Origin of the sequence: Mesorhizobium sp. CA7, assembly GCF_020165015.1 — a bacterium.
Lineage (GTDB): Bacteria > Pseudomonadota > Alphaproteobacteria > Rhizobiales > Rhizobiaceae > Mesorhizobium.
Window position 1 is genome coordinate 85,057 of record NZ_JAIUHH010000021.1, and the last position, 11,612, is coordinate 96,668.

Annotated in this window: 10 protein-coding genes; 3 read left to right on the top strand and 7 right to left on the bottom strand. The window is 63.9% G+C overall.

Features of this window, described 5'->3' with window-relative positions; all coding sequences use genetic code 11:
* Positions 1-69 precede the first annotated feature (69 nt).
* Positions 70-753 (top strand): response regulator transcription factor, encoded by a 684-nt coding sequence (locus LB552_RS26320; RefSeq protein WP_095769573.1) that lies wholly within the window; start codon positions 70-72, stop codon positions 751-753.
* Positions 754-1,019: 266 nt separating this feature from the next.
* Entirely contained in the window at positions 1,020-1,475 is a 456-nt protein-coding gene (locus tag LB552_RS26325) for a Crp/Fnr family transcriptional regulator (protein WP_095769572.1), read from the top strand.
* 283 nt (positions 1,476-1,758) lie between these two features.
* Here LB552_RS26325 and xth read toward each other — a convergent pair whose 3' ends face one another.
* From xth to tesB, 7 genes are all read right to left on the bottom strand, one after another.
* Positions 1,759-2,565, bottom strand: coding sequence for an exodeoxyribonuclease III (gene xth / locus LB552_RS26330; protein WP_224611074.1), 807 nt, complete (start codon positions 2,563-2,565; stop codon positions 1,759-1,761).
* A 226-nt stretch (positions 2,566-2,791) separates the two neighbouring features.
* Entirely contained in the window at positions 2,792-3,460 is a 669-nt protein-coding gene (locus tag LB552_RS26335) for an outer-membrane lipoprotein carrier protein LolA (protein ID WP_140846382.1), read from the bottom strand.
* Between the two features lie 285 nt (positions 3,461-3,745).
* A complete protein-coding gene (locus LB552_RS26340) occupies positions 3,746-6,424 on the bottom strand; it encodes a DNA translocase FtsK (RefSeq protein ID WP_224611075.1) in 2,679 nt (892 codons plus the stop codon).
* A 223-nt stretch (positions 6,425-6,647) separates the two neighbouring features.
* Positions 6,648-6,926, bottom strand: a complete 279-nt coding sequence (locus LB552_RS26345; RefSeq protein ID WP_140698272.1) for a hypothetical protein — start codon at positions 6,924-6,926, stop codon at positions 6,648-6,650.
* A 265-nt stretch (positions 6,927-7,191) separates the two neighbouring features.
* On the bottom strand, positions 7,192-8,475 hold the full coding sequence (locus LB552_RS26350; protein WP_318012067.1) for an ammonium transporter: 1,284 nt from the start codon (positions 8,473-8,475) through the stop codon (positions 7,192-7,194).
* A 94-nt stretch (positions 8,476-8,569) separates the two neighbouring features.
* The gene (locus tag LB552_RS26355; protein WP_006327120.1) at positions 8,570-8,908 is read right to left on the bottom strand and encodes a P-II family nitrogen regulator; all 339 of its coding nucleotides are present in this window, start codon (positions 8,906-8,908) and stop codon (positions 8,570-8,572) included.
* Between the two features lie 247 nt (positions 8,909-9,155).
* A complete protein-coding gene (gene tesB, locus LB552_RS26360; protein ID WP_095769566.1) occupies positions 9,156-10,019 on the bottom strand; it encodes an acyl-CoA thioesterase II in 864 nt (287 codons plus the stop codon).
* Positions 10,020-10,111: 92 nt separating this feature from the next.
* Here tesB and LB552_RS26365 point away from each other — a divergent pair, with 92 nt between their 5' ends.
* Positions 10,112-11,389 (top strand): ubiquinone biosynthesis hydroxylase, encoded by a 1,278-nt coding sequence (locus LB552_RS26365; RefSeq protein WP_224611076.1) that lies wholly within the window; start codon positions 10,112-10,114, stop codon positions 11,387-11,389.
* Positions 11,390-11,612 lie beyond the last annotated feature (223 nt).

Below are 11,612 nucleotides of genomic sequence, written 5' to 3' on the forward strand. Positions count from 1 at the left end.
CGCCGGTGAGCTTCCGCATAAATGGGGGGAGGTCAACTGAATATTCTTTTTAAAACAACGGATTGATCCATGACATCACGTACCATTCTGATCGTTGATGACGACGACGACTTGCGAGCCACCTTGGTTGAGCAGCTGGCGCTCTACGAAGAATTCGACGTCCAGCAGGAAGCGACCGCCGCAAAAGGCGTTGCCGCGGCGCGCAGCGGCGTCGTCGACCTGCTCATCATGGATGTCGGCCTGCCCGACATGGATGGCCGCGAGGCGGTGAAGATCCTGCGCAAGGGCGGCTACAAGGCGCCGATCATCATGCTGACCGGCCACGACACCGATTCCGACACGATCCTGGGTCTCGAGGCCGGCGCCAACGATTATGTGACCAAGCCCTTCCGCTTCGCCGTGCTGCTCGCGCGCATCCGTGCCCAGCTTCGCCAGCACGAGCAGAGCGAGGATGCCACCTTCTCCGTCGGCCCCTATACGTTCAAGCCCAGCCAGAAGCTGCTGATCGATCCGCGCGGCGCCAAGGTGCGGCTGACCGAGAAGGAAGCCTCGATCATCAAATACCTCTACCGCGCCGACCAGAAGGTGGTGACGCGCGACGTTCTTTTGGAAGAGGTCTGGGGCTACAATTCCGGTGTCACCACGCACACGCTGGAGACCCATGTCTACCGGTTGCGCCAGAAGATCGAGCGCGATCCTTCCAATGCCGAAATTCTTGTGACAGAAAGCGGCGGCTACAAGCTGGTTCCTTAAACATTTCATGATCAAGAGCAATTCCAGGAAAAGTGTGAAACGGTTGGGCTCGGCGGCTTCGCCAAGGACGACCGTCCGGAATTGCGTCGAAACAAACATTTAGGGCGGTCGGGCGGGACCGCTTCGGGTACGATCCTGGTGCTGGAGGGTGATGGGGTCGGCTCGTTGCACGCATCGCATGATGCACGGTGGAGCGTTTCGCGAGCCCAGGAGGGCGCGCCGCTCCAAAGGAGGGACTGGACTGACCGCTCGGGGACACAGCTAGGATGGCGCTGGATGACGACATCCGCATTCTGTCAAGCGTGAAGCTTTTCCAGGGCTTCACGCAGGAACAGCTGCGCCTGCTTGCCTTCGGCGCCGAGACCACCGTGCTGCAAGCCGACCATAAGCTGTACCGCGAGGACGATGTCGCTGATTCTGCTTATATCGTGGTCAGCGGTTTGATCGCGCTCTATCGGGAGCTGGGCGGCGAACGCGTCCCGATCGGTACGGCAGGCCCAGGCACCATGCTGAGCGAACTGGCGCTGATCGCGGATACCAACCGGCTGACCAGCGCCTCGGCCGCGGTCGATTCGGAAGTGATCCGATTGAGCCGCAAGATGTTCCACCGAATCCTGGAAGAATATCCGGAGATCGCGGTGCTGTTGCATGAGCGCATCCTGGAGGAATTCCAGCAGATGATCGCCCGCATCGAGGCACTGGCGCCAAGGTTTACGGAGTAGGATGGCGCCGGCCAGAAAGCGCCTTCGTCATTCTAGGGCGGAGCAAGGAGTGAAGCGACGCGCGCAGACCCTAGAATCCATTCCGTGACGTTGACGCTTCGCCGCATTGCAGAATGAGGTTTTCTGGGCGAAGCGGCCTGCCCAAGGCTTCTTTGTTCTGCATCGTTGCATCCTTCGGCACCGATAACGGAATGGATCCTACGGTCTGCGCGCCGCTACGCGGCGCTCCGCCCTAGGATGACGAACGCGAAGGTTTGCGTCTCTTAGCCGCCGACGTCCAACCTCAATCCAATTCAAACTTCGCAATCACCGGCACATGGTCGGACGGCTTCTCCCAGCCGCGCGCCGCCTGCAGGATCTCGTAGCCGGCGAAAGCCGGCACAAGGTTGGCGGATGACCAGATATGATCGAGACGGCGGCCGCGGTTCGAGGCTTCCCAGTCCTTCGCGCGATAGCTCCACCACGTGTAGAGTTTCTGCTCGGCCGGCACATTGAGCCGCATCAGGTCGACCCAGCCGCCGGCCGTGCGCATCGCCTCGAAATTTGTCGTCTCGACCGGCGTGTGGCTGACGACGTTGAGCAATTGCTTGTGCGACCAGACGTCGTGCTCCTGCGGTGCGATGTTCAGGTCTCCGACCAGGATCGAGGCGGACGATTCGTCCCCGCTCGCCGGTACGGAGTTCATCTCGTAGACGAAATCGAGCTTGTGCCTGAATTTGCGGTTGATCTCAGGATCCGGCTCGTCGCCGCCGGCCGGCACGTAGAAATTATGCACCAGCACCGACTTGCCGCCCGCCTGCACCCTGACCGACAGATGCCGGCTGTCGTCGATCTCGCAGAACCGTCGCTTTTCGACCAGCTCGATCGGGCGGCGGGCGACGGTGGCGACGCCGTGATAGCCCTTCTGGCCGTGGAACAGCATGTGCTCGTAGCCCGCCTTGCGGAAGGCTTTTTCCGGGAACAGCTCGTCGGGAACCTTGGTCTCCTGCAGGCAGAGCACATCGGGCGCGTGCTCTTTCAGGAGCCGCTCGACGATCGGCATGCGCAGGCGCACGGAGTTGATGTTCCAGGTGGCGATGGTGAAGGGCATTCAGGCGGGGTCCGGCAAGAGATCGCCGATCTAGTGCCAGCCGCGCGCGGTAAAGACAAGCCGGACTATGCCCTTCGCCAGGTTGTAGGTTCGCTGAGATTCAGGTCAGGACGAGCCGAGAATGGTGGCTTCCGAGAACCTGAGCGGAGCGTACTTGAAGTACGTGAGCACCGGAAGCGCAGGAAGCCGCCATTCGCAGGCCGGCCTCACCTGAATATCGGCGGACCTACCTGGTCTTGGTATTGAGCTCTCTGTTCGCCGTATAGTCGATCGCGAAAGTGTCGGCCGGGAAGTTGCCGCCTTCCTTGACGTTGAAGATCATCACCGTCGTGTCTTTCCCTTGAGCGTCGGTGATCGTCCACTGGCGCAGCTCGTAGGTCTTCGGATCGAACATCATGGTGATCGTCGCATTGCCGAACACCGATTTGTCGGAAAGCTTGATGGTGGTGAGGTCGTCCTCTTCCTTGACCGCCTTGACGCGCCCGCCAGAGAGGTCGATCCGGTCGTCGAGCAGCAATTTCAGCGGCGTCTTCGACAGTGGGTAGAGGTCGGAGGTGTTGAGCTTCTTATTGAGGATCACCACCGACTTGCCGTCGGAGATGACGCGGAAGTTCGAGGATCCGTCATAGTTGAAGCGGATCTTGCCCGGACGTTCGAGGAAGAACTTGCCGCCGGTCTGCTCGCCTTTCGGCCCGAACTGGACGAACTCGCCGCTCATCGACTTCACCGAGGAGAAATGGTCGGCGATCTTCTGCGCCGCCGGCGGCACGGCGGCCTGCGCGGCGGCCATGAGCTGATAGCCCGGCACGAGATTGAGAGCGGCGGCTCCGCCAAGCATCAGGCCGAGGCCAAGGACCTGGCGGCGGGTGAGGGCGAATTCGGTCTGGGTCTTCATGCCGGTCACTTTCTGTGATTCGTGTCGCCGCAGTTTCTGGACTCCCACTAGGGCCTAAGTTTGGCGGGTAGGCGAGAGCCCGCATTGAACGCGCCAGACGATTTCCGGTTGCCTGCTGACCCGGATCGGTGTCTCGCCGCGCCAGGGTTTGTCGAGATTCAGGTCAGGCCGAGTCGAAAATGGTGGTTTCCGAGAACCGGAGCGGAGCGTACTTTTCGTACGTGAGCACCGGAAGCGCAGGAAGCCGCCATTTGCAGGCCGGCCTCACCTGAATATCGATAAGCCCTAGAATTTGTCCTCTTCTGTCGGCACCAGGATCTCACGTTTGCCGGCGTGATTGGCCGGGCCGACAATGCCTTCCTTCTCCATCTTCTCGATGATCGAGGCGGCGCGGTTATAGCCGATGCCGAGCCGACGCTGGATGTAGCTGGTCGAGGCCTTGCCGTCGCGCAGCACCACCGCCACCGCCTGGTCGTACGGGTCGTCGGAATCCTCGAAATTGCCGCCGCCACCGCCGCCGGAGCCGCCCTTGCCCGACGGACCGTCCTCGTCGTCCTCCTCGTCGTCCTCGGTGATGGCGTCGAGATATTCCGGCACGCCCTGCAGCTTCAGATGCCCGACGACCTTCTCGACCTCATCGTCCGAGACGAACGGGCCGTGGACGCGCTGGATGCGCCCGCCGCCTGCCATGTAGAGCATGTCGCCCATGCCGAGCAGCTGCTCGGCGCCCTGCTCGCCAAGAATGGTGCGGCTGTCGATCTTCGACGTCACCTGGAAGGAGATGCGGGTCGGGAAATTGGCCTTGATGGTGCCGGTGATGACGTCGACCGACGGGCGCTGCGTCGCCATGATGACATGGATGCCGGCGGCGCGTGCCATCTGCGCCAGGCGCTGCACCGCGCCTTCGATGTCCTTGCCGGCCACCATCATCAGGTCGGCCATCTCGTCGATGATGACGACGATATAGGGCATCGGCTCGAGATCGAGGTCCTCGGTCTCGTAGATCGCCTCGCCCGTCTGGCGGTCGAAGCCGGTCTGCACCGTGCGAGAGATCTTTTCGCCCTTCTTCTCGGCCTGCTGGACGCGCGCATTGAAGCCGTCGATGTTGCGCACGCCGACCTTGGACATCTTGCGATAGCGGTCCTCCATCTCGCGCACCGTCCATTTCAGCGCGACGACCGCCTTCTTCGGATCGGTAACGACCGGCGTGAGCAAATGCGGGATGCCGTCATAGACCGACAATTCCAGCATCTTGGGGTCGATCATGATCAGCCGGCATTCCTGCGGCGTCAGCCGGTAAAGCAGCGACAGGATCATGGTATTGATGGCGACCGATTTGCCCGAGCCGGTGGTGCCGGCGACCAGAACGTGCGGCATCTTGGCGATGTCGACGATGACGGCCTCGCCGTTGATCGTCTTGCCGAGCGCCAGCGCCAGCTTGGCCTTGGTCGTCTCGAAATCGCGGCTGGCCATGATCTCTCTGAGATAGACCGTCTCGCGCTTGGCATTGGGCAGCTCGATACCGATGGCGTTGCGTCCCGGAACGACGGCGACGCGGCAGGCGATCGCGCTCATCGAGCGGGCGATATCGTCGGAAAGGCCGATGACGCGCGAGGACTTGATGCCGGGCGCCGGCTCCAACTCGTAGAGTGTGACGACCGGACCGGGTCGGACATGGATGATCTCGCCCTTGACGCCGAAATCTTCCAGCACGCCTTCGAGCAGGCGCGCGTTCTGCTCCAGCGCGTCCTTCGACAGGCTTGGATCCTTGGCGATGTTCTTCGGCTCGGACAGGAAATGCAGCGACGGCATCTCGAACGTGTCGGAGCCGATAAGCGAGGTCTGCGCCTCGCGCTGGACGCGGGCGCCCGGCACGGGTCGCGCCGCCGGCGCCGCGACGCGGGTCGCGGCATCGGAGCGGAAATTCTGCACCCTGGCGCCCGGCGCGGCGCGGCCCGGGGTGGGCGCCTCGTCGTCGAAATCGTCAACGTCGGCGTCTTCGTCCGCCTCGTCGCCGAAAATGTCTTCATCTACCGGATCGACCGAAACGCTGCGGTCATTGACCATGGCGGCGAAGAATTCCGGCTCGACGCGGGCGCGGCCGCCGGGGCTCATGCGGGCCTCGGCGAACTCGGCCGATTCGACCCGCTCGGCCGCGCGCCGCCAGGCGCTTGCCTTCGGTTCCATCGGCGGCTCGAACTCGTCGCGCTCGCGCCTGCGCCGCTCGGCGCGGCGGTGCAGGAAGGCGCGGAACGACAGCCACCAATGGGTAATGGCGCCGAGCGCGAGTATCCCCTCGTCGCCCTCGTCCTCATCCTCGTCGAACAGCATCTCGTCCTGCTCGCGCGGATCGGGCCGGGCAGCGCGCTCCGTGACGGCAAAGCCGTTCTTGCGCGCGATCAGCGCCGAGCCATAGGCGAACAGCCACAACATCGGCGCGGCGAGGATGACCGCTATGATGCTGGCGAACAGGCCTTTCGGATAACCGCCGACCGCGATGCCCGGGATTTTCAGAACCATGTCGCCGAACACGCCGCCGAGGCCGGTGGGCAGCGGCCAGGTGTTTGGCGGCGTCACGCAGCCTGCGATGGCCGCGGCGGTGAGCGCAAAGCCGAACCAGGCAAAGCCGCGCTTCGGCAATTTGTCGACGCCGCGCGCGGAAAACAGAAGGAAGCCCCAGATCACCGCCGGCACCAGCCCCGCGACGGCGGCAAGGCCGAAGAACTGCATGGCGAGGTCGGAGAACACCGCGCCGGCATAGCCCATGGCGTTGGTGACGACGTTGCTGGTGGCGTGCGAGAAGCTCGGATCGGCGACATTCCATGTGGCTAGAGCGGCAATGCCGAAGGCGGTGAACAGGAACAGCCCCGCGCCGACCAGCCGCCCGACCTGACGCCGCGCGAATGCCTGGATGCCGTGCCCTGTATCGGTCAGCGCGAGCGGTGCTGAAGCGCCTGAACGCATGCTCTTCCCCGTGATCGTTGCCTGGCCGGGCGCATGGCGCATTCCGGCAGATTCGAACGCCAGACTATCGGGGGGAAGGTTAAGGCCGCATTAACCATGGGCCTTTACCCGCATGGCGCGGAGACCATGGCGCGGAAGCAAAGATGGCAGGCCTCGCGGCCCGCCACCTCCCTGTCTTCAAACGCCGATAGGATCAGGCCTTCCGGGACCTGACCTTCCACGATCACTTGTTGGCGCCGCCATAGGCCATGAGATTGGCGCAGAATTCGGCGTGAGGCTTGCTCATCGCCGCGTCCTGGCATTCCTTCATCATCATGTCCTGCTTGTCCTTCGGCATCGAAGCCCAGGCCGCCTTGAAGTCGGCTTCCGGCTTCATGGTCTTCATGCTGGAGTCGGTGAAGAACGGGGCCATGTTGGACGGCTCATCGAGAGCACCGGCGAGTGCAACGCCGCTGATCATCGAAAGAGCCATTGCTCCCAGGACGATGTTCTTGATGTTCATCAGGTGGTTTCCTTCCCTCTTGTTCTGGGGGACGCCTTGATGACGCCCGCTATCCCAGTACGGAATCTGACGGGCTGATGTTTCATGCCGGCGGATCAAGTGAATGTGATCGAAACGGCTTGGATGGCCGCCCGACAAAAAGGAGGCCCGGAAGGGTGTTCCGGGCCTCAAGGCGTGAGCCCCTTTCGAGAGCGTCACGACGGGATCTTGGGAGGAATTCCGGGCCGGCGGGAGGAGGATCCGCCGGCCCTTGGCGAAGTCTGCCTTACGGCACAACTTCGCCGTGCTGGGTGACGTCGAGGCCTTCGACCTCTTCCTGGGTCGACGGACGCAGGCCGACCAGAGCCTTGACGATGTAGAGGATCACGAAGGTGGCGATCGCCGTCCACAGGATGGTGAAGGCGATGCCGTAGAGCTGCTTGCCGACCGAGGCGTCCTTGCCGAGGGCATTGATCGCCGGATCTGCCAGCGCGCCGGTGAGCAGCGCGCCGACGATGCCGCCGACGCCGTGGACGCCGAAGGCATCGAGCGAGTCGTCATAGCCGAACGCATGCTTGAGCTTGACCGCCGAGAGGTAGCAAACCACGCCGGCGATGATGCCGATGATGAAGCCGCCGGTCGGGTTGACGAAGCCGGAAGCAGGCGTCACCGCGACGAGGCCGGCGACGGCGCCCGAGATGATGCCGAGCACCGAAGGCTTCTTGGCGACGATCCATTCGGCGAACATCCAGGCCAGCGCCGCGGCGGCGGTGGCGACCTGCGTGTTCATCATCGCCGCGCCCGCAAGGCCGTCGGCAGCCAGTTCCGAACCGGCGTTGAAGCCAAACCAGCCGACCCACAGCAGCGACGCGCCGATCACCGAATAAACGAGGTTGTGCGGCGCCATGTTGGTGGTGCCATAGCCCTCGCGCTTGCCGAGCACCAGCGCGCAGACCAGGCCCGCGACACCAGCGTTGATATGGACGACCGTGCCGCCGGCGAAGTCGAGCACGCCGGCCGAACCGAGGAAGCCGCCGCCCCACACCCAATGCGCGATCGGCGCGTAGACGAAGACCAGCCACAGGCCCATGAAGATCAGCAGCGCCGAGAACTTCATGCGCTCGGCGAAGGCGCCGGCGATCAGCGCCGGCGTGATGATGGCGAAGGTCATCTGGAACATCGAGAAGACGAATTCAGGAATGTTCGCCACGCCCGGCGCCCAAAGCGTCGAGACGGTGATGCCGTGATGGAAGAATTTCGAGAAGCCGCCGAGATAGGCGTTCGTGGCGCCGCCGTCGGAGAAGGCGAGCGAATAGCCGAACATGAACCACAGCACCGTCACCAGGCAGGTGATGGCGAAGCTCTGCATGATGGTGGCGAGCACGTTCTTCTTGCGCACCATGCCGCCGTAGAACAGCGCCAGGCCCGGGATGGTCATCATCAGCACAAGCGCCGTCGAAGTCAGCATCCAGGCGGTGTTGCCAGTGTCGAGCGCCGGCGCCGGCGCGGCGGGCGCCGCGGCAGTCGCTGCCGGGGCGGCCTCCTGCGCGATGGCGGCGACGGTGCTCATGGCCACGAGCGCGAGCGAAGCGGCCGCGCGTCCCGTCGTCTTCAAGGTGGAAGGAATATTCATTGAACTCTCCGTTGGAATGGATGGTCGCCGCTTAGAGCGCGTCGGTGTCTGTTTCGCCGGTGCGGATGCGTACCGCCTGATCGATGCCGAAGACGAAGATCTTGCCGTCGCCGATCTGGCCGGTCTTGGCGGCCGCGGTGATGGCTTCGACGGCCTTGTCGACCATGTCGGCGCCGACCGCGACCTCGATCTTGATCTTGGGCAGGAAGCTGACCGCGTATTCCGCGCCGCGATAGATTTCGGTATGGCCCTTCTGACGCCCGTAGCCTTTGACCTCGGTGACGGTCAGGCCCTGGATGCCGACGGCGGTTAGCGCTTCGCGCACCTCGTCGAGCTTGAACGGCTTGATGATTGCCATCACGATTTTCATAAGGTTTCACCCTTTGCTGTTGCGGTCCCCCGCGTTTGCACACCTTCACCGATCCCGAGGAGCCGGAGAGTGCCCGACAGGATTCAAGCTCCGTGCCAATTGCCGAAGCAGGGTGTTAACCTATTGTAAACAAAGAGAATCGGCGATCGGTGCACATCATTCGCGCACGGGCATGGCAGCATGCCTGCTTATAAAATAGGCAAAAAATCGAAAATGCACGTATTCCAGGCAATTGCCTGAAGCCGGCTCAGCGTTTCAGCCGGATCAGGCCTTCCTGGGCGACCGAGGCGATGAGCGTCCCATCCCGCGCGAACAGCGAGCCGCGGGTGAAGCCGCGCGACCCTTGCGTCGACGGGCTGTCCTGATTGTAGAGGATCCAGTCGTCCAGCGAATGGCTGCGGTGGAACCACATGGCGTGGTCGAGGCTGGCGGCCTGGATGTCGCGGTCGAAAATGGCGCGGCCATGCGCGAAGGTCGAGGTATCGAGCAGCGTCATGTCGGAGAGATAGGCGAGCACGGCCGCCTGAATGGCGCGGTCTTCCGGCACCGGGCCGGTGGTGCGGATCCAGATGTTCTGCTGCGGCTCCAGTTTCTCGCGGCTCGTGTAGTGCTTCAGCATCACCGGCTTCATCTCGATCGGCCGGTCGCGCTCCCAGTAGCGCCTGATGCCTTCCGGCACCGCCTCGCCGAACTTGCCGAGCAGCTCGCGTTGGGTGAGCAGCGTGTCGGGCGCCGGCACGTCGCGCGGCATCGGCAGCTGATGCTCGAGCCCGACCTCGTCCTGCTGGAAGGACGCCTCCAGCGAGAAGATCGCCTGTCCGTGCTGGATCGCCACCACCCGGCGCGTGGTGAAGGAGCCGCCGTCGCGGATGCGGTCGACCTCGTAGACGATCGGCAGCTTGGTGTCGCCCGGCCGCATGAAATAGCCGTGCAGCGAATGCACGTGGCGTTCGGGCTCCACGGTGCGCTGCGCGGCGACCAGCGCCTGGGCGATGGTCTGGCCGCCGAAGACGCGCTGCCAGTCGACCTTGGGGCTGCGACCACGATACAGATTGTGTTCGAGCTGCTCGAGGTCGAGAATGTCGAGAAGCTCGTCCATGGCCGCGGTCATGTTTGAAATCCTTCACGGATGTGCCATGGCGGGTTTCGGACAGGACGCGCGGGCAGTCAAGGCCGCAACGGCAGCCGCCAAAGGATGATGCCATGGTCGACCGCAAGCCGGATGCAGAAGGCACCAATGAGAAGCGCGAAGCGCCGCTCGACGTGCTCATCGCCGGCGCCGGCTATGTCGGCCTTACCGCCGCCGTGTCGCTGAAGCAGGCGCGCCCTAGCCTCGCCATCGCCGTCGTCGACGCGGCCCCCGCCGGCGTCTGGCAGCGCGACGGCCGCGCTTCGGCCATCGCGGCGGCCGCCAGCCGCATGCTGGAGCAGCTCGGCGTCTGGGAGGAGATCGCGCCCGAAGCGCAAGCGATCACCGAGATGATCATCACCGATTCGCGTGCCGCCGACCCGGTGCGTCCGGTGTTCTTGACCTTCGACGGCGAGGTGGCGCCCGGCGAGCCTTTCGCCCATATGGTCGCCAACCGCGACCTGAACGGCGCGCTGCGCCGCCGCGCCGAAAAGCTTGGCATCGACATCATCGAAGGCATGGCGGTCAGCGCCTTCGACACCAATGGCGCCGGCATCACCGTGCATCTGGCCGACGGTGCTGCACTGAAGGCGCGGCTGCTGGTCGCCGCCGACGGCGTCAATTCGAAGCTGCGCGACATGGCCGGCATCAAGACGGTCAAATGGGAATACGGCCAGTCCGGCATCGTCTGCACGGTTGCGCATGAGCGCCCGCACAACGGCCGCGCCGAGGAGCATTTTCTCCCCGCCGGCCCCTTCGCCACACTGCCGCTGAAGCCGGACAAGGACGGCACCAACCGCTCGTCGATCGTCTGGGTGGAGCGCACGCAAGATGCCAAGGCGCTGGTCGAGGGCGACGAGTTCGTCTTCGAGCACGATCTGGAGCAGCGCTTCGGCCTGAAGCTCGGCGAAATAAGAGTTGCCGACAAGCCGCGCGCCTGGCCGCTCGGCCTGACGCTCGCCCGCGCCTTCGTTGCACCACGCTTCGCGCTGGCCGGCGACGCCGCGCACGGCATCCACCCGATCGCCGGCCAGGGCCTCAATCTGGGCTTCAAGGACGTCGCGGCGCTCGCCGAAGTGGTGGTCGAGGCCGACCGGCTCGGCCAGGATATCGGCGCGCTCGACGTGCTCGAACGCTACCAGCAGTGGCGCCGCTTCGACACGCTGCAGATGGGCATCACCACCGACGTCTTGAACCGGCTCTTCTCCAACGACATCGGCCCGCTGCGCCAGGTCCGCGACATCGGGCTGGGGCTGGTGGAACGCATGCCGAGGCTGAAGGAGTTCTTCATCCGTCAGGCCTCGGGCCTCTCCGGCGACACGCCGAGGCTGCTGAAGGGCGAGGCGATCTGAACGCCTTACTGGCCGAAGCCTAGACGACGGTCGTCATCCACGGGCGGAGCGGGAGCGAAGCGGACGCGAAGACCCGAGGATCCATTCCGTGACTCTAATCGCAGGTGCTGCGGAGCAGAATTCTGCACCGCTGCAACGCTTACAGCTCACGGAATGGCAACTGTGTTCACGCGAATGCGGTTTTGTCGCGAATGATAGCGTTGAGGACGACCAGGAGCTTCCT

Bases quoted from the DNA above. Each gene is read 5' to 3' on its own strand.
- LB552_RS26320 (WP_095769573.1), top strand. From the start codon at position 70: ATGACATCACGTACCATTCTGATCGTTGATGACGACGACGACTTGCGA.
- LB552_RS26325 (WP_095769572.1), top strand. From the start codon at position 1,020: ATGGCGCTGGATGACGACATCCGCATTCTGTCAAGCGTGAAGCTTTTC.
- xth (WP_224611074.1), bottom strand. From the start codon at position 2,565: ATGCCCTTCACCATCGCCACCTGGAACATCAACTCCGTGCGCCTGCGC.
- LB552_RS26335 (WP_140846382.1), bottom strand. From the start codon at position 3,460: ATGAAGACCCAGACCGAATTCGCCCTCACCCGCCGCCAGGTCCTTGGC.
- LB552_RS26340 (WP_224611075.1), bottom strand. From the start codon at position 6,424: ATGCGTTCAGGCGCTTCAGCACCGCTCGCGCTGACCGATACAGGGCAC.
- LB552_RS26345 (WP_140698272.1), bottom strand. From the start codon at position 6,926: ATGAACATCAAGAACATCGTCCTGGGAGCAATGGCTCTTTCGATGATC.
- LB552_RS26350 (WP_318012067.1), bottom strand. From the start codon at position 8,475: ATGAGCACCGTCGCCGCCATCGCGCAGGAGGCCGCCCCGGCAGCGACT.
- LB552_RS26355 (WP_006327120.1), bottom strand. From the start codon at position 8,908: ATGAAAATCGTGATGGCAATCATCAAGCCGTTCAAGCTCGACGAGGTG.
- tesB (WP_095769566.1), bottom strand. From the start codon at position 10,019: ATGACCGCGGCCATGGACGAGCTTCTCGACATTCTCGACCTCGAGCAG.
- LB552_RS26365 (WP_224611076.1), top strand. From the start codon at position 10,112: ATGGTCGACCGCAAGCCGGATGCAGAAGGCACCAATGAGAAGCGCGAA.